Annotated in this window: 16 protein-coding genes, 4 tRNA genes and 1 pseudogene; 4 read left to right on the plus strand and 17 right to left on the minus strand. The window is 58.0% G+C overall.

Annotated features, from left to right (window positions below; genetic code table 11):
* Positions 1-112 precede the first annotated feature (112 nt).
* Both KW837_RS18420 and KW837_RS18425 read left to right on the plus strand, forming a co-directional pair.
* Positions 113-826, plus strand: a complete 714-nt coding sequence (locus KW837_RS18420) for a tetratricopeptide repeat protein (protein WP_218397764.1) — start codon at positions 113-115, stop codon at positions 824-826.
* 18 nt (positions 827-844) lie between these two features.
* Positions 845-1,114, plus strand: a complete 270-nt coding sequence (locus tag KW837_RS18425; RefSeq protein WP_218397766.1) for a DUF3613 domain-containing protein — start codon at positions 845-847, stop codon at positions 1,112-1,114.
* Positions 1,115-2,056: 942 nt separating this feature from the next.
* Here the strand turns inward: KW837_RS18425 and KW837_RS18430 are convergent.
* The 11 genes from KW837_RS18430 to KW837_RS18480 form a co-directional block, all read right to left on the minus strand.
* Positions 2,057-3,022 (minus strand): type II secretion system F family protein, encoded by a 966-nt coding sequence (locus KW837_RS18430; protein ID WP_218397768.1) that lies wholly within the window; start codon positions 3,020-3,022, stop codon positions 2,057-2,059.
* A gap of 29 nt (positions 3,023-3,051) precedes the next feature.
* Complete coding sequence (locus KW837_RS18435) at positions 3,052-4,038, minus strand: type II secretion system F family protein (protein ID WP_008012428.1); 987 nt, start codon at positions 4,036-4,038, stop codon at positions 3,052-3,054.
* The gene (locus KW837_RS18440) at positions 4,035-5,477 is read right to left on the minus strand and encodes a CpaF family protein (RefSeq protein WP_218397770.1); all 1,443 of its coding nucleotides are present in this window, start codon (positions 5,475-5,477) and stop codon (positions 4,035-4,037) included. The genes KW837_RS18435 and KW837_RS18440 overlap by 4 nt, the downstream gene beginning before the upstream one ends.
* Before the next feature lie 3 nt (positions 5,478-5,480).
* On the minus strand, positions 5,481-6,701 hold the full coding sequence (locus KW837_RS18445; RefSeq protein ID WP_218397772.1) for an AAA family ATPase: 1,221 nt from the start codon (positions 6,699-6,701) through the stop codon (positions 5,481-5,483).
* Complete coding sequence (locus tag KW837_RS18450) at positions 6,695-7,189, minus strand: TadE/TadG family type IV pilus assembly protein (RefSeq protein WP_218397774.1); 495 nt, start codon at positions 7,187-7,189, stop codon at positions 6,695-6,697. The genes KW837_RS18445 and KW837_RS18450 overlap by 7 nt, the downstream gene beginning before the upstream one ends.
* A complete protein-coding gene (locus KW837_RS18455) occupies positions 7,189-7,668 on the minus strand; it encodes a TadE/TadG family type IV pilus assembly protein (protein WP_218397776.1) in 480 nt (159 codons plus the stop codon). The genes KW837_RS18450 and KW837_RS18455 overlap by 1 nt, the downstream gene beginning before the upstream one ends.
* An 8-nt stretch (positions 7,669-7,676) precedes the next feature.
* Positions 7,677-9,020 carry a TadE/TadG family type IV pilus assembly protein gene (locus tag KW837_RS18460; protein WP_218397778.1) on the minus strand — a complete coding sequence of 448 codons (1,344 nt, stop codon included), beginning with the start codon at positions 9,018-9,020 and terminating at the stop codon, positions 7,677-7,679.
* 75 nt (positions 9,021-9,095) lie between these two features.
* Entirely contained in the window at positions 9,096-9,902 is an 807-nt protein-coding gene (gene cpaB, locus KW837_RS18465) for a Flp pilus assembly protein CpaB (protein ID WP_218397780.1), read from the minus strand.
* Positions 9,903-9,917: 15 nt separating this feature from the next.
* Complete coding sequence (locus KW837_RS18470) at positions 9,918-11,252, minus strand: AAA family ATPase (RefSeq protein ID WP_218397784.1); 1,335 nt, start codon at positions 11,250-11,252, stop codon at positions 9,918-9,920.
* Between the two features lie 2 nt (positions 11,253-11,254).
* Positions 11,255-11,785 (minus strand): prepilin peptidase, encoded by a 531-nt coding sequence (locus KW837_RS18475; RefSeq protein WP_218397788.1) that lies wholly within the window; start codon positions 11,783-11,785, stop codon positions 11,255-11,257.
* Between the two features lie 29 nt (positions 11,786-11,814).
* Positions 11,815-12,006 carry a Flp family type IVb pilin gene (locus tag KW837_RS18480; protein ID WP_218397792.1) on the minus strand — a complete coding sequence of 64 codons (192 nt, stop codon included), beginning with the start codon at positions 12,004-12,006 and terminating at the stop codon, positions 11,815-11,817.
* 408 nt (positions 12,007-12,414) lie between these two features.
* Between KW837_RS18480 and KW837_RS18485 the strand changes: the two genes are divergently transcribed.
* Entirely contained in the window at positions 12,415-13,281 is an 867-nt protein-coding gene (locus KW837_RS18485; protein WP_218397796.1) for a DNA-binding response regulator, read from the plus strand.
* A gap of 232 nt (positions 13,282-13,513) precedes the next feature.
* On the opposite strand, the gene KW837_RS18490 is transcribed toward KW837_RS18485, so the two are convergent.
* From KW837_RS18490 to KW837_RS18505, 4 genes are all read right to left on the minus strand, one after another.
* Positions 13,514-13,589, minus strand: a tRNA-Gly gene (locus KW837_RS18490).
* Positions 13,590-13,592: 3 nt separating this feature from the next.
* A tRNA-Glu gene (locus KW837_RS18495) sits at positions 13,593-13,668 on the minus strand.
* 104 nt (positions 13,669-13,772) lie between these two features.
* Positions 13,773-13,848 (minus strand) — tRNA-Gly (locus KW837_RS18500).
* A gap of 2 nt (positions 13,849-13,850) precedes the next feature.
* Positions 13,851-13,926 (minus strand) — tRNA-Glu (locus KW837_RS18505).
* Between the two features lie 396 nt (positions 13,927-14,322).
* Here KW837_RS18505 and KW837_RS18510 point away from each other — a divergent pair.
* Positions 14,323-15,081, plus strand: a complete 759-nt coding sequence (locus KW837_RS18510; protein ID WP_185022054.1) for a hypothetical protein — start codon at positions 14,323-14,325, stop codon at positions 15,079-15,081.
* A gap of 249 nt (positions 15,082-15,330) precedes the next feature.
* On the opposite strand, the gene KW837_RS29125 is transcribed toward KW837_RS18510, so the two are convergent.
* Both KW837_RS29125 and KW837_RS29130 read right to left on the minus strand, forming a co-directional pair.
* Positions 15,331-16,212, minus strand: a complete 882-nt coding sequence (locus KW837_RS29125; protein WP_371317146.1) for a methyl-accepting chemotaxis protein — start codon at positions 16,210-16,212, stop codon at positions 15,331-15,333.
* Positions 16,192-17,295, minus strand: a pseudogene (locus KW837_RS29130) (HAMP domain-containing protein); the annotation flags it as partial. The gene KW837_RS29125 and the pseudogene KW837_RS29130, both read right to left, overlap by 21 nt.
* Between the last annotated feature and the right edge of the window lie 132 nt (positions 17,296-17,427).

Raw genomic sequence — 17,427 nt, forward strand, 5'->3', positions numbered from 1 at the left:
CCTGAATCAGACTTGCCTCGACCTCACTCGTAACGGTGATCTTGAACGCTTGCCAAGCCAGCTTTATTGCCATTGGCCAGGCGTTCAACGTGTTGTAGCCAGAGGACACTCGATGAAAGCAGTCATTGCAATAGCGGCGACATTAATGCTCGCAGGTTGTGCCAGCAATGGCCTGCCTTCGCGACCGCCTGAATGTGCCAAGCCCGGTTCGGATCAAGAGTTGGCCCTGAGCCTGGCCGACAACATGGTCAGCGAAGGCCGTTTGTATGCCAGCCTGGCGAATCTTGAAGGTTTGCCCGACAACTTGGTTCAAGTTCGCCTGCGCAAGGCTCGGGTTCTGCGCTTGATGGGGCGTAACGAGGCGGGGCCGTTGTATCAAAGCTTGCTCGGCACCTGTCTGGCCGCCGACGGGGAACATGGCTTGGGCCAGTTGGCCGCGGCCAAAAATGATTACGCCAACGCTACCACTCACCTTGAGCGTGCGGTGAAGATGGCCCCCACCGACGAAAGGATGCGCAATGACCTGGGGGTGGTCTACCTCAATCAGCGACGGATCCCTGAAGCACGCTTTGAGTTCATGACCGCCATGGAGCTCAAACAGTCCAATTCACTGGCGGCAGTCAATATGGTGACGCTGCTGATCTATCAGGATAACTGGAAGGCAGCTTCCGAACTCGTGACCCGCGCCAGCTTGAGTCCTCAGCAAGTCGCAGAGGCTCAAACCCGCGCGGAAAAACTCAAGGCTTCTGCTAAAAAAGCAGTGGCATCCGAGGGGAATCGCAGAACCGAGGTAGCCGATGCCTCCTCCACTGCTGCGAACAAGTAACAAGTACGAGGAGTCGAGATGAATACCAAGAGGCTGTTGATCGTGTGCATGGCTTGCCTGTCCACCAGTGCCTGGGCTTTTGAACCAGGCCCCTCTTCGAAGGAGCAAAAAGGCACCGAGCAGTGGATGCAGCTACAGATTCGCGGGATAGTTGCTTCACCCAAACTGCAAACCGCTTCGGCCACCGAACGTGACTTGGCCATGCAGCGCTGGCTGAACAGCTTCAACTACCCGATTCCGGAGTTTTTTGACCAGGATATGGCGGGTGAGATCCCTAGCAGTAACTGAGGCACGTCAATGGATGTCAGCCTCTGGTGTCGTCTAGAGTGGCCTGGCTGCAAAGCCGGGCTAGACGTTGTATGCAGGAAAGCATAGGCATCTACACATTATCCAAGCCTGGCCGGATCACTCTGTAGCTGCCGCAGGTTGCGATTTTTTGCACTTCAGCGATTCCCCTCGGCCATCAACATCAAAAGATCGCAGGCTTCGCCAGCTCCTACGCTTGACCGCGTTGGTGTTCCTGAAAGGGAGGTCTGGCAACCATTGCTTGCGCCTTGACCAGCCTGTCACCGAGCGTATCGCGACAATCAGCGCCCGGTCATTGATGAACAGATATACGCAAATCCCTGTAGGAGCTGCCGCAGGCTGCGATCTTTTGCTCTTCAGCGATTCCTCGCCCATCAAAATCAAGAGATCGCAGGCTTCGCCAGCTCCTACGCCTGACACCGGTGCTCCTTAAAGGAGTGCCTGGCAATCATTGCTTGCGCCTTGACCAGCCTGTCACCGAGCGTATCGCGACAATCAGCGCCCGGTCATTGATGAACAGATATACGCAAATCCCTGTAGGAGCTGCCGCAGGCTGCGATCTTTTGCTCTTCAGCGATCTCTGCGCCGTCAAAATCAAAAGATCGCAGGCTTCGCCAGCTCCTACGCTTGACCGCGGTGATCCTTAAAGGGGCGTCTGGTAACTATTGCTTCTGCCTTGATCAGCCTGTCACCGGGCGAATCGCGGCAATCAGCGTCATGTCGTGATTAACAGATGTACGCAATGCAGGAGCTGCCGAAGGCTACGATTTTTTGATTCTGAGGCGTGGGCAACGAATTGCCTGCCAGAAAAATCAAAAGGTCGCAGCCTGCGTCAGCTCCTGTAGAGGATGTGTAAACCTATGGCAGGAAGGTGCAGATCAAGCTCGGTTGGCAAGACCATCCTGTTCGACAGCAAGGACCTCATTACTTCCCGAATGTCTTGAGTACCCCGATCATGGCGGGGCCAATGGCTATCAGAAAGAAGCTCGGCCACAGGCAGAAAATCAAAGGGAATACCAGCTTGGTGCCGATTTTCGCCCCCGCTTCTTCGGCGGCCTGTGTACGCCGATCACGGAATTCATCGGCATAGATGCGCAGGGTGTCGGCCACGCTGGTACCGAAGCGGATACTCTGCGCCAACAGGCTGACCAACCCTTGTACGTCCTCCAGGCCGGTGCGCACAGCCAGTTGCTTGAGCGCCTCGGTACTGGAAATGCCCGCGCGGATTTGCGCATTGACCAGCGCCAGTTCTTCAGCCAACTCAACCTGACTGACCGACATCTCTTCAGCCACCCGTTCGATCGTCAGGGGCAAGGCCAGGCCCGACTCCACGCAAACCACCATCAGGTCCAGGGCATCCGGAAAGGCGGCACGCAGTCTGCCCTGCCTGGCTTGCTTGCGCTTTGTGACATACAGCGCGGGGGCCAGCCAGCCGATAGCAGCTGCCATTAACACCAGCAACAACCCCGTAATCAAAGAAAGCTTGGGGATCAGCGGCAACGCCAACAGCGTAAGACCAACCAATATCAGTGGCAACAACAGGCGCACTGCCCAGTACATCTGGATTGCCGACGATGAGCGGTAACCGGCGTGCGTCAACAGGGTTTGTGTAGCGGACGTCTGACCCGCCTCAGTCGAGGCAAAGCGTTGGCCGACCCGCTCCAGCAATAACTGCAGATTTCCCGGTGCATCCTGCCCGACTGAACTCCCCGAATGACCGCGCTTGATCAGCGCCAGACGACGCCGCACAGGGTCCTGCAGCCCCAACAGCAGGAGCATCACGGTGGTGATCGCGAGCACTGCACTCAGACTCATCGCACCGATAAACAACAGGCGTGCCATCTCCTCATTGCCTGTTACTCGACTGAACAACCCGAGTAAAAAATCCATGACCTGTACCTCCACATGGCGAATAACCCTTAAACCTGAATCCGGATGATTTTGCGAATCCAGAAAATCCCGATCAACATGCAACCAAAAGCGATGAAGATCAGCTTATGACCGATCGGATCATTGAGCAGCAGCGGCAAGTAGGTAGGGCTGGTGAACACGATCACCGCCGCCAGCACGAAGGGAATGGCCACCAGTATCCAGGCCGACATCCGCCCTTCGGCTGACAGGGTCTTGACCTTGCGCTGGAAGCGAAAGCGCCCGCGGATCAACCGGCTCAGACGCTCCAGCACCTCAGTCAGATTGCCGCCGGTCTCACGATGGATGAGGATCGAGGTCACCAGCATCATCACCGTCATGCTTGGCATGCGCTCCAGCAGGCCTAGCATGGCCCGGCGTACGTCGTTGCCATAGTTGATATCGGCGAAGGTCAGCCCGAACTCATGGGCGACCGGCCCCTTGTGCTCCTCAGCGACCAAGCGCAGGGTTTCGTTGAACGGGTGTCCGGCACGCAGGGCACGGCACATGGCATCCAGCGCATCCGGCAGGCCTTCCTCAAACTCAGCGAAACGTTTGCCACGGTCACGAAAAACTTTCAGCAGGGGTAACCAGAACACCCCGAAACCCGCCAGCAGCGCCATCCACCAGATTGACGAGATCATCCAGATCGAGACACCCGCGCAGGCCCCCAGGAACAGCCCGAGCAATAACACCCGATAGGCCCGATATTCGTGTCCGGCCTGCTCGATCACCTGTGTCAGGTTCGCCATGAAGGGCAACTGCTCGAGCATGGCTTCCAGTGGCGACAAGCGCGTCAGGTATTTCTGCCGCAACACCGTCTGCATGTTGGGCAGATTGTTAGCCTTCTCCAGTACATTCAAGCGGCCGCGGATGCGTTTGCGCATCTTGCCGGCCTCGCCGAACACCGGCACTACCACGCCCTGGGACAGAAGGAACACGGCGATAAACACCATGCCGAGGAACATCAGAATGAATTCACCAGGAATATTGTTCATGACTGCCGTGCCTCCATCCACTCAGGCCTGAACATCGTGAGCGGCAACTCGATACCGCGCTTGGCCAGCACATCGCGGAAGGCCGGAATCATGCCGCTGGGGCGATAATCACCGAGCACCTCGCCGTTTTCGCCCATGCCTTGACGCGCAAAGGAGAAAATTTCGGTCATGGTGATGATCTCGCCTTCCATGCCGTTGATCTCTTGCACGCTGACCAATCGGCGCTTGCCGTCCTCCTGACGTTCCAGCTGGATCACCACATCGATGGCCGAAGCGATCTGCTGCCGCATGGCCTTGATCGGGAAGGTCGCCCCGGTCATCGACACCATGTTCTCGATTCGCCCCAACGCATCGCGCGCGGTGTTGGCGTGGATGGTGGTCAAGGAACCGTCGTGGCCGGTGTTCATGGCGGTCAGCATGTCCAGCGCTTCAGCGCCGCGCACTTCGCCGATGACAATGCGGTCCGGGCGCATCCGCAAACTGTTGCGTACCAATTCCCGCTGACTCACCTCACCACGCCCCTCGATATTCGAAGGCCTGGTTTCCAGGCGCACCACGTGGGGCTGTTGCAGTTGCAGTTCGGCCGAGTCTTCGATGGTGACGATGCGCTCGTTCTGCGGAATGAAACTGGACAGCACATTGAGCATGGTGGTCTTGCCGCTGCCGGTACCGCCGGAAATCAGCACGTTCAAGCGCCCGCGGACAATCGCCTTGAGCAGCAGGGCAATGGCCGGGGTCAATGTCCCCACCGAGATCAGGCTGTCGGTATTGAGCAGGTCCACTGCAAAGCGGCGAATCGACATGCTCGGGCCGTCGATGGCCAGCGGCGGGATAATCGCGTTGACCCGCGAACCGTCCTTGAGTCGGGCGTCCACCAATGGCGAGGACTCATCGATACGCCGACCGAGGCTGGATACGATGCGGTCAATGATGTTCAGTAAATGCTGATCATCGCGAAAGCGCACATCGGTCCGTTGCAGTTTGCCAAAGCGCTCGACATAGACCGAGGCATGGCCGTTGACCAGAATGTCGGACACGCTGTGATCGGCCAGCAACGGTTCCAGGGGACCCAGGCCAAGCACCTCATCGGTGATCTGCTTGATGATCAACTGGCGGCTGGTGGTACTTACCGGCGCCGAATGCTCATCGAGCAGGCGCTGGCAAATGTCGCGAATCTGCCGCGTGGCTTCGGCCTGTTCAAGGGAGTCCAGCAAGGACAGGTCCATGACCTTGAGCAACTGCTGGTAGATCTTTTCCCGCCACTCGGCCTCCACCGGGGTGACCTGGCTTTTGGTTTCGTAAAGAACGTCCGGCGCCGCACGTTCCCAAGCCATTATTTCCTCTGCCGGGTCCAGCAGGTCGTCGCCAAGCTGAGTAGCCGACGAAGAAGCGGGTTTACCGGACTGTTTGCGCAAGCGGTTACGAAAGTCGCTGATCATGGGTCATCCCCCGAAAAAACGGTTGAAGGCGCGTTTGAGTAAGCCTTTGTTCCCGGCCACCTGTTGACCGACCAGGTCCTCGGTCATGTCGCGCAGTGCAGCAGTGATCGCTGCCTTCGGCGCATGCAGCCCCAACGGCACACCAGTGTTCTGACTCTGGCTGACCAGGTTGAAGTCGTTGGGTAATTTCGACAGATTGGTGCAGCGCAGCGCCTCACCGATATCTTTGAGGCTGATCGCTCCCGCCTTGTCAAAGCGGTTGACCACTATCTGCAATTGATCTCCGCGCACGCCCAGGTCATCGCGAAGGATCCGCACCAGGGAGCTGGCATCGCGCAGATGGCTGACGCTCTGCTGCACCACGACGTACACCCGATCCACTTGTTCCAGCACGGAGCCAGTGAGGTGGTCGATTTGCCGCGGCAGGTCGATCACCACCCAGTCGTAGCTGGCGCGGGCCAACTTCAACAGGGCGTCAAGTTGCTCGGGCTGGGCATCCTGCGGCAGGCACAGCTCGCCGGCCCGACCACCCAGCACATGCAAAGTCGGGCTGAAGTGACTGCAAAAACCGCGTAGTGCGACGCTGTCCATGCCATCGATCTGGTGCAACACCTCCAGATGGCTGTGCGTTTGCGCCACATCCAGATAATGCGTCACGCTGCCAAATTGCAGGTCCATGTCCAGCAACAGGGTACTGCCGCCCCTGGCACTGAGCTGCTGAGCCAGGTTGCAAGCCACCAGGGTTCCGCCGGAGCCGCCCTTGGCGCTCATCACGGCGATCAATTTCCCTTCTGCCCCACTGCCGGTCCGAACTTCCATGACCAGCCGATTCAGGGCGGCAACCAATTCCGTCTCGGCGATGGGTTCGGGCAGCACGTCACGGGCGCCGGCCTGCATCGCCATACGCATGCCTTCCTGATCGCTCAGCAGACCGCAGACCAACATCGGCGGACGCTCATGGGCCGGGTGCAGCAACAGCGCCGCCAGCTCTTCGCGCCACAGGTGGCTGACGCGCAACAGCAACAGATCGGGCATCCGGTCCAGACCGTAGAGCGGGTCGACATGCCCGTTACTCACCAGGCGAGTGCTCACCTCCAGGCAGGGCATGCGTTGGCAGACGCTTTGCAGATCGCGCAAAGAGGTGGCGTCACGGCTGCTGATCAGCAACCGGAGCCCGGCTTTGCCAGTCGAGCTGGAGACTGGAGTTTCCTTGGTATTCAGCATGGTGTGATCTCCCCGGAATCGGAATGACGCCCAAGGCTTTCGCGTGGCAAGGTTGCCCTGAATGTAGGCAGGGTAATGGGCACGCCGAACCCGGGAATAAACAGATTGAAAACGAAGTTTTGCAGACTCAACTGGACATAGCGGATGGCACGAAAACCGTTGACTCCACTCGTGTCGGAGGGGTTGGCCACCTGAGCACCGTTTTCGTCCAGGTAGGTCAGCGTCAGGTTGGTGGTGGCCAGATTACTGATGATCTGGCTCGTACCTGCGTCGGTCGCGGCATTGAAGATCGCACGCCGCAACACCACCGGATCGCTGATATTGCACACCGACGCCAGGCGCGCACCGCGGCGCACGGTTTCATCCAGCGCATTGACCGTGAAGTACAGACGACCCACTTCCAACGCGCCGAACAACAGCGTGAACATCAGCACGCCGATGATGGCGAACTCCACCACATAGGTGCCCTGCATGCGTTTGCGATTCATCACAGTGCCCTCATCACAGTAGTGGCGACCAGCGGAATGCTCAGCGCAATCGGATTACCAAAAAAACCGGGAAGCGATCCGGTGCAATTGCCACCGCCAATCACCGGGCAGAACGTATAAGTGATGGTCACTCGCACATGGTCGGTGCCGACAGCGGCGACAACCACGTTGTTGACTGTCAGTCCTGACAACACCGCGGTTCCGCTCTGGCTAGGCACACCGTAGACCGCAACGTTTTTCGTCTGGGTCTGCAGCGTATTGCTCAGAGAGACAACACCGAGCGTTGAGTTCCAGGCCTGGCTGGCGACAAAACGATCGGCATCACGGCTGGCCTGCAGCAGTACGTTGTACTGGTAGAGCATGCGACCGAACTCACCGAAGGCCAGCAATAGCAGCAGCAACACCGGCAGGGCGAGGGTGAATTCCACCAAGGCCAGGCCTTGCTGGCGCCGCGGATGCTTAAACGTGTGAAGTCTCATGACGCCTCCTATGAGTCAGTGCTCGGAGTACCGCTGCCGTTGAGATAGGTTTTATAGAGCTGGATGATCTGCGGACCGGAATCGTTTGCCGGCGAAGGGCTGGGCACGTTGTCGCCTTCGCACTCTTTCACAAACTGTCCGAAGATCTGCGCCTCCGTGCCGCCGTTACTCATTGGCTGCACCACGAAATAGCAGCCAAAACCCAGGACGGGGACCGAGGTGGTACCGCCCTGTTTCCCGGTACAGTCGCCCACCACGATTTTCAGCATCCGGCGCTCGAACACCCCATTGCTCTCACAGCCACTGCCGGACCCTGCCACACACGCGGCAGTGCTCGCACGCCAGTCGTTGTAGTCCATTATCGCTTCGGTGCCCGCGGTGAGATTGCCGTTGTTCGATGTGACGGGCTGTCCCTTGTACTTCACTGGCGGGGTGACTGAGGCGTCGTAAGTGATTGCGGGGGTGCTGGACGTCGTCACCAGGTCTGGCGGATAGTCCGAGGCACTGACCGGGCCGTTGTAGATGCCGAAGCGCGTATTCAGGCCTTGAGAAGTAGGGCCTACCTTGTTGCCGGGTGCGGTCTGGACATTTTGCCCGACGTTGCGGCAGACCTTGCCACCTCCGGCCAGATCATCCCTGACCGTGCTGCCGCCCGAGCCAAAATCCAGCAACTGAAAGTTGCCTGGACCAATGGGGGACGAATTGCCGGCAGCCGTTTTCAAGACCTGCAAATCACCAAATTGGAAGCCCCAGAACATGCCAGCGTCCGGGTCGTACTTAGTCGCATCGCCACAGACCATCAAGGGTGCGAGATCACAGGGGCTGGTAGGGCTGGGACCTGCGGTGGCGATCGCCGATACCGCTTTGTTTCCCAAGCCGCTAGTGCCGAAGGTCTGCACGAAGTTCCAGAAAAACCCCGTCAGGCTATAAGTCGGTACCGATACCCGAACGTATTTGGCATCCGAAGGCCCGGGGTAGGCGAACGGGCCATAGACACTGCTTGCCAGTTCCACCACCGCGAATGTGCCTGCGTTGCCGCCGATAGCCGTGCCCAATTCGCTATTACCCGCGGCATTGGCATTTTGCATCAGCGTATTGAGCGCGGCAGTCCGCGTCACGCTGGCAACGCTGCTACCACCTTCCACCTGACTCAGGGTTTTGGCGCCACTAAGAGCGGCAGCATCTACAGCATTCTGCAGCCGCGTCTTGTTCAACAACATGTGGCTCACGTCCAGCGCCAGACCCGCCATCATTAAAATCGCCGCCAACGCGATTACCATCAATACGCTAACCGATCCTTCCTGGCGCCTTGGCGTCGCAGTGAACGGCTGCTGAATTCGAAGATTCATCATCAAGCCCTCATTTACCGATACTGATCCGGATCGGCTCCGCCAATACCTGGGTATCCAGGCGCCCGTTGCGTTCTGTTAGCGAATGTTGACTACTTTGGTTTCGATCCCGCGGATAATGGTGATAGCTCCGCCACTGCTGCGCTGCACCACGCGTTTTGGCGCCGGGGCAGCGGCCATCGCCATGACCGGTGCCGCAGGTGCAGGCGCAACGGCCGCGATTTTCTTCTGGTCGTTCAGCGGATTGCGCAAGGTCAGCTGCAACTTGCCTTCCGTTTGTGCGGTAACCAGGGTTTCAGCCTCTGCAGTCGTCATTTCCAGCGTCACTGCACGTACCACTACCGGCTGGGTCTTGTCGGTACCTGCGGTCTGGTCCACTGCCAACACCCGCAAGTTCTCGAGGATGGTCTTGGACACGGCGTTGTTGCCGGTGCCATCAGTGCGTTTGGTTGCCAGTACATCGACCCGGTTGCCCGGTAACAGGAACCCGCCCACACCGACCACGTCGTCCACGCGGACCGAGATGGCACGTTTGTCTGTCGCAATCAGAGACGCCAGGGTACTGCCACCCAAGTGCTCGCTCAGGCGCGCGCCGCGCATGATGTCGCCCTTCAGGATGTCGAACGTTGCGATCTTGCCCACTGCCTTCTCGCTGGAGTCGAAAGCATCGTCCGGTATCGTATCTATGGGCATGCGCATGGTCGTGACTTGTTGAGCCTCGACCATCTGCCCGAATGGAATCTCGACCGTGGCGACTACCACGCTTCGAAGGTGGTCATCCGGGCTGGCATTGAGCCGTGCGCTCAGCCAGGAGTCAGCCATCCATGCAGCCCCAAGGCCCATGACCAGGGAAACGCCTACCAGGGTAAGAGTACGAGAGCTCATGTCAGTATCTCCGTATCAAAGAAAGTCGAGCTGGACGAAGTAGTTATGCCAGGCCCATTCCAACTCTTGCGGTGACAATGGTCCGGAACCACCCATATAACGCTGGCGATCGAGCGCCATGTTCAGGAGATCGCGGGGATGGCAAGGCACCAGGGGCATGCCTTCACTTGCATAAAGCCTTTGCAGGACATAACGCAGCAGCAGCGGGTCAAAAGGAATGCCCAGGCGCTCGCTTTCCTGACGCCAGATCTTTTCGTATTCCTCAGGCTTCAGGTAACCGAATTGCAGCTTGTAGCCAATCCGGCGGAGGAAGGCCTCATCGGCCAGCTCCAGGGGATTGAGGTTGGTGGAGAACACCAGAATCAGATCGAACGGCAACTCGCAATGCCGGCCGCCGCCCAGGTTGAGGAAGTCGCGCTTCTCTTCCATGGGTACGATCCAGCGGTTCAACAGTTCGGCGGGGGCCATGCGCTGGCGTCCCATGTCGTCGATGATGAACAGGCCGTTACTGGCCTTGAGTTGCAAGGCTGCCTGGTACTGACGGGTGAAGGGGTCATAGCGAACGTCCAGCTGTTCCATGCTCAGCTCGCCGCCCGTAATCACGATCGGGCGTTTGCAGCACAGCAGTCGACGGTCGATCCCTTCGTTGAGCATCAGATTGTTCTGTTGACTGTTTTCATCGAGCCGCTGATGTACTTGCGGATCGTAGATCTCGATCACCGACTCGTTGATCACGATGGCATGAGGTACCCAGATGGCCTCGGCGAACAGACGAATCAGCCGACTGCTGACATAAGTCTTGCCGGTACCCGCAGGGCCATAAATCATGATCGCGCGCCCGGAGTTCAGCGCCACGCCCAACTGATCGAGCATCCCCTCGGTAAGCACCACGCCAGCAAGGGCGTTGTGCATATCGTTGGAGTTGATGCGGCCATGGTGAATGGTCTGGATTTTGATCAGGGAGCGGTAGGAACTCACCGGGAAGGGTGCCGCGCCGATGTAGCCACTGCGTGACAAGGCATCGCGGGCGGCACTGCGACCACGTTCGGTCAGGCCATAACGCAACATCTGCCCACTCGTCGTTTGCGGCCCCATCTGGCCCAGCACTTCGACACGACCATCCTTGCGCAAGAACGCCAGGACTTCTTCAAGTACAGCGCCGGTCAGCGCCAGGCGCTCCACCAGCCGCGGCATGTCCAGCACGCCGGCGTCATACAAATGCTTGCACACCAACTCACCGAGAAAACTGTCGCTCAGACCAGTTTCGCGAATATTGCACGGCTGAGGAGCCAGTCGTTGCACCGCTTCTCGATCACTGGGGTAGGCATCACTATCGACGATGACGTGCATGACTAACCTCCAAATCCACCGGCAACGAGTTGCCAGTAGACGCTGTTCAACGTCCCGAGCAGGATCGCAACCGTATAAGGAAAGGGCTTACCAGCCACCTCCTCCGAACTCGGGGCCATATAGGACCGCGCCCGAAGCATCAACCGATAACGTCCCAGGGTCTGCAATAATTGACCGCGCACCAGCACGATCAGGAAACCGCACAAGCCTCCCCATAGCAGACTGAAGAACACAGCCCACAAGGCGTAATGGGGGGGTAGGAAGCTGCCAACCATGGCCATCAGCTTGACGTCGCCGGCAGCCATGCCGCCCAGGGCATACATGGGCAGGAACAGCGAAAAACCGATCAGGAGGCCCATCAGGCCGTCCCCCATCCCGCTGATCCCACCTGAATAAGTCTGGCCGGCCAATCCCAAGGCCAGACCTACCAGGATCAGCAGGTTGGGAATGCGGTGGCGACGCAAGTCGCTCACCACCGCCACGCCCAGCAGTCCTATCAGCACAACGGTAGCTACCAGCTGTTCCATGGACATTGCGCATCTCCCTAACAGAGTTGTTGTTATCAGCAAGAACCAGGAATAACGGCGTTACAAAGAGCCCTGATCTGGGTATCCACTACCCCGCCAAGAAGCGTGAACGCCGCGACAACAGCGACCGTAATCAACCCACCGGCCACTGCGTACTCCACAATGGTCAGGCCGTCTTCGTCTTTGGCGAACTTCACTACCGAAGCCTTGATTGTTTGCATGATCATTTTGCCCACCTCACTCGAATGTTGTTTTTTCGGAGGCAGTGCGTTCTGCTCTGCCTGGATGCAACACTAGTCAGGGGCAAGGCATAGGCGTTAGGAAGATTTTGCACATCACTAGGACTTTTTTGCGGGGGCACCAACTACCAGGTAGTTGGCTTTTGAAAGGAACGGCAGGGCAAAAAAAGGAAATGACTTGCGAATGCGATTGCCGTTGATTCACAAGCGACGAGCGGTTGCGGCTCGGGACATCGATCCACGCTGACAAACAACTGGGTGTAACGGCTTTGCAACGAAATATAGAGCGTATAGAACTAAAATATCAGTTCTTTATAAGCATTTAATCTGCAAAGTCAGTGCACGTTGACAATACTACTCAGCGAAGAGCGGCGCTAAGAACCCCAGAGTAGAGACATGACGTCCAATTTGACCAGAAGGCCATCGCTACTGTGGTTCGATCTGACCCACGATCATTCCACGAAGGAACTCATCGCGCAGTTCGAGGGCGCTTGCGACTGCAATTTGGCGAAAAATTCCGCGTTGCCCATCGGGGAACAGGCGGACATGATCTGCATCCATTTTGATCGCCCCGACACACCAGGCTTGAGGCTGTTGCTGGAGATCAAACGCACCACCCCCACCATCCCGATCACCATGTTCACTGTGCAGCACTCGGAAGAACTGGCCGTCTGGGCCATGCGCTCCAGTGTCTGGGAATACATGGTGCTCCCGCTCTCAGGCACTGAGAGAAAGCGCTATCTGACAGCAGTGGTGCAGCTGTGCGAGTTGCGCCGAAATGCCAACGGCCAGGGCCAGACCTCGCTGATCGATCACTCCCCGACCTTGCCGGACAGCATCCGATTGACCTCGGGACACCAAAAACACCAGGCGTTGAGCCACGTCATGCTGTACATCGACCAGCACTTTCGCGACAGCATCGATCAGAGGGAGTTGGCGAAGCGCTGCGGCATGACGACCTTTCGCTTCAGCCGCCTGTTCAAGGAAGCCAATGGCGTCGGTTTCACCGATTACATTCTGAACAAGCGCATGAGCTTCGCCAAACAACTGCTCGACAATAGCCAGATGCCTATTACCAGCATCGGCTATGAAGCCGGCTTCAAGGATCCGTCCTACTTCGCTCGCGCCTTCAAGCAGTTCGTCAACTGCACACCCAGCGAATACCGTTTGACCTGCCAACTCAGAGCAGTGGCAGCGCAACCGGCGCTGGAGGATACAACCACGCAAGCGCTCGAAAGCCTGGTGCAAAGCCTCGGAAATTGAGAGTGTAATACCAGTTAAGCGCAATTCATGTGGGAGCGGGCTTGCTCGCGAAGGCGGTGTGTCAGGCGATATCAATGTTGACTGTGCCGCCGTCTTCGCGAGCAAGCCCGCTCCCACAGGTTCAGCGCCTTAACTGACTGGCATTACCCGAAGGTTTTTATTCCAATCAATGAAAATGACAAATAACGCGCATAAAAAAACGCCGCTCAATGAGCGGCGTTTTTTTTGAATTTGGAGCGGGAAACGAGACTCGAACTCGCGACCCCGACCTTGGCAAGGTCGTGCTCTACCAACTGAGCTATTCCCGCAAATGGCGTCCCCTAGGGGACTCGAACCCCTGTTACCGCCGTGAAAGGGCGGTGTCCTAGGCCACTAGACGAAGGGGACACGCTGCCCGGAACACATGGTGTGTGTTTCGGTGCCCAGATCCGCATCCGAAGATTTGGTTCTGGTTTCACTCAGCCCTGCCCGAAAGCAAAGCCGTTTAAAACTGGAGCGGGAAACGAGACTCGAACTCGCGACCCCGACCTTGGCAAGGTCGTGCTCTACCAACTGAGCTATTCCCGCATTGGCGTCCCCTAGGGGACTCGAACCCCTGTTACCGCCGTGAAAGGGCGGTGTCCTAGGCCACTAGACGAAGGGGACACACGTACAACATTCACTCCCTACCGCGTTTCGCTGTGTGCTTTACGCTGTAAGTGGCGCGCATTCTATGGATGGATTGAGGGGTCGTCAACCCCCAGATATAAATTTATTTAAATCAATGACTTCGCCCTGCTTTCAGCAGCGATTGAGGCTTTTCCGTCGACTGACCTTTGGCGCCTATATTCTGGCATCCAGCAAGGCGCTATAGTCCCGGCCCGGATGATGGCAATGTGCATCTCACCTGCTATTTACTTATCTATCCGGCGTTACGGCCGATATAAGCAGAGCCATTGTCGATTCAACTCGTCGAGCGACCCTAGGCGCCCAAATGCCAAGCTACTACACTCGACTCGCACGCGAACCCTAATAAAAGAGGTCTTACCGGTGACACCACTCATGATCACCCTGCTAGTCGTAGCCGGGATCGCACTATTGATCGCCATTGGCTACATGAACCATGTGGTGGAGAACAATAAGCTGGAAAAGGCCCGCACCAAGGTTGAACTCAATGACCGCCTGCGTCGCTGCGGCGAAATCACCGAGACCTTCCCCGGTCAGTTGATGACACCGACCCTCAAGCTGCTGTTGACCCGTCTTGAATTGAACGTCTGCCAGCGCTTGCTGAACCTGGAAAAATCCAACAGCACCTTAAAGGCACGGATTGCCGAGCTGAGTGCCCTCGTCGCCCAAGGCGAATCGATCCCGGTCAACAACCCGCCGGCACCGATCCAGACCGAAGCCAAAGCCAAAGACGTGCGCTTTTTGCTCGAAGCCCTGCATGGCCAGATCACCCGCGCGGCACAGGACGGTTTCCTGCCGCCCAACGAAGCCAAGCGCTGGATCCGTGAAGTGCGCCACATCCTGGTCCTGCTGCACATCGAATTCTTCAACAACCTGGGCCAGCACTCGCTGCAGCAGAACCAGCCCGGCCAGGCTCGTCTGGCCTTCGAACGCGGCGTGCAATACCTGCGCAAACAACAGGAACCGCAGATTTACGCTGAACAGCTGGAATACCTGGAGAAACTCCTGGCCCGCGCCAACGCCCAGGTCATGGACAAGATCGCTCCGGTGGAAGGCGAGATGAACCAACTGACTGAAGGCCTCAAAGACGTTGAGGCTGACGCCGACTGGAAGAAAAAAGCGATCTACGACTGATCAGAACAAACAACGAAGCCACCGAAAGGTGGCTTTTTTTTGCGCGCCGTTTGCCGACGATGGGCAATAGGGCCTTGAGCCCTAATGCCGGTCAGTTAAGGTGCAGCACCTGTGGGAGCGGGCTTGCTCGCGAAGGCGGCGGCACAGTCAACATTGAGGTTGACTGACACCCCCTCTTCGCGAGCAAGCCCGCTCCCACATGAATTGCGGCGCTTAACTAACTGGCATTAGCCTTGAGTCCTGCATTGCTCAGAGCCTGAAGTGCCCCACCATCCCCTTCAGTTCAACCCCCAGCTGCGCCAACTCAATACTCGACGCTGCATTGCCCTGCATCGCCAGCGACGACTGATCCGCACTGGCGCGGATACTGGTGACACTGCGATTGATCTCCTCGGCCACTGAACTCTGCTCTTCCGCAGCCGCTGCGATCTGCTGGTTCATCTGCTGAATCAGCGACACCGCTGCCGCAATGCTTCCCAACGCGCTCTCGGTTTGCAATGCATCGCTCACCGCCAGTTTCACCAACTCGCCACTGTTCTGAATCTGCTGCACCGACGATTGCGCCGCCGAGCGCAAGGCACTGACCAGCCGTTCGATTTCCTCGGTTGATTGCTGGGTTCGCTTGGCCAATGCCCGAACTTCATCGGCTACCACCGCAAAACCCCTGCCCTGCTCGCCGGCCCGCGCTGCCTCGATGGCCGCATTGAGCGCCAACAGGTTGGTTTGCTCGGCAACGCTTTTGATCACGCTGAGTACCGTGCCAATGTTCTGGATTTCCGCACTGAGGCTTTCGATGCTGGAACTGGCCGAGGTGGCCGAGTCCGCCAATTGTTCGATCCGCGCCATGCTCTGACGCACCACCTGCTGACCGCTTTCAACCTTGCCATCGGCAGTCTGCGCCGCCTGAGCAGCCTCTTCCGCGTTACGTGCGACGTCGTGCACCGTCGCGGTCATCTGATTCATCGCGGTGGCGACCTGCTCGGTTTCTTCCTTCTGGCTGCTGACTTCAAGGTTGGTCTGTTCGGTTACCGCCGACAGCGATTGAGCAGAGCTTGCCAACTGTTCGATACCGGCCTGCAACCCACTGACGATACTGCTCAGCCCTGCGCCCATTTGCTGCATGGCTTGCATCAACTGGCCGATCTCGTCACGGCGGGTCACTTCAATCGTTGCACTCAAATCGCCCGCGGCGATCCGTTGAGCAACACCAATGACGCTGCGCAGCGGCGCGACGATCAACCGGGTGATCACCCACGCAGCAATCAGCCCCACCAGCAAGGCCAGTGCCGAAGAACCGATGATCAACAGCGAGTTCTTTTTCAGCTCTGCCTGCATCGACAGGTCTTCGGCAACGTAGGCCTGATCCACCCGTTCCACCACTTGAGCGGCGCGCTGGTGGAGTTGCTGGTAGACGGTTTTTTCCTCTGCTAACAGTCCGGTGTACTCGGCAAGTTTTTCACTGAAACCGGCGATGTGACCGGACACTTCATTGAGGACAGTCTGGTAGCCCTCGTCCTTGATCGTGGTTTTCAGTTGCTCGGCCTGAGTCAGCGCCTGATCGGCCTGCTCGATCTTGCCCTGCCCGCCGCTGTCGTCGCCCTTGCGGCTCTGGTCCAGGCGTACGCGTGCTTCGTTCATGGCCTGCAACATCAGCCGTGCAACCTGGCTGACCTGATTGGCTTGTTCGATGAATTGCGCGCCGTCCTTGCCCTCGGATTCCTTCAAGGTATAGGCACCATCATCGGCGAGCCCGGCCTGCAGCACGTCCAGGTTATTGGCCACGCTGGATACCGACCAACTGGCCATTTCCAGTGCCAGGTCCTTGGCCTGACTCAGCGAGACAAACTCGTCAAAAGCCTTGCGATAGGCCCCCAGAGATTGCTCGACGTCATTCATGACCGGCACGTTGGCCGCTGACTGGGCCTTGAGCTGGGTCGCCAGAGCGATCAGAGCGTCCACCCCGGCGTGCAAGGCGTCCACGGTTTTCGGATTACCGTGCAAGGCGTATTCCTGCTCGAGCAGGCGAACCTTGAGCAAACCGCTGTTGAGCGACGACATCTGCTTGAGCCCGTCGAAGCGCTGACTGATGGTTTGCAGGGACCATACGCCGATGGCCGCTACCAGTGCGGTCAACAGCAGCACCAGTACAAACCCGACACCCAGTTTTTTCGCCATACCGAGGTTGGCAAAACGTCCTTGCACGGCCGAAATCATTGCGCTTAGTCCCCTGCCATTGTCTGTTGATGCAGATTCGCAACGGGCTTGTGCCAACACAAGTCTCTGGCTGCGGAATAATGGCAAAAAGCTACGCCCGCGTCGCTTTCAGAACGCTCGAGGTCGATCCTC

It is taken from the genome of Pseudomonas sp. PDM24 (assembly GCF_019218905.1).
Lineage (GTDB): Bacteria > Pseudomonadota > Gammaproteobacteria > Pseudomonadales > Pseudomonadaceae > Aquipseudomonas.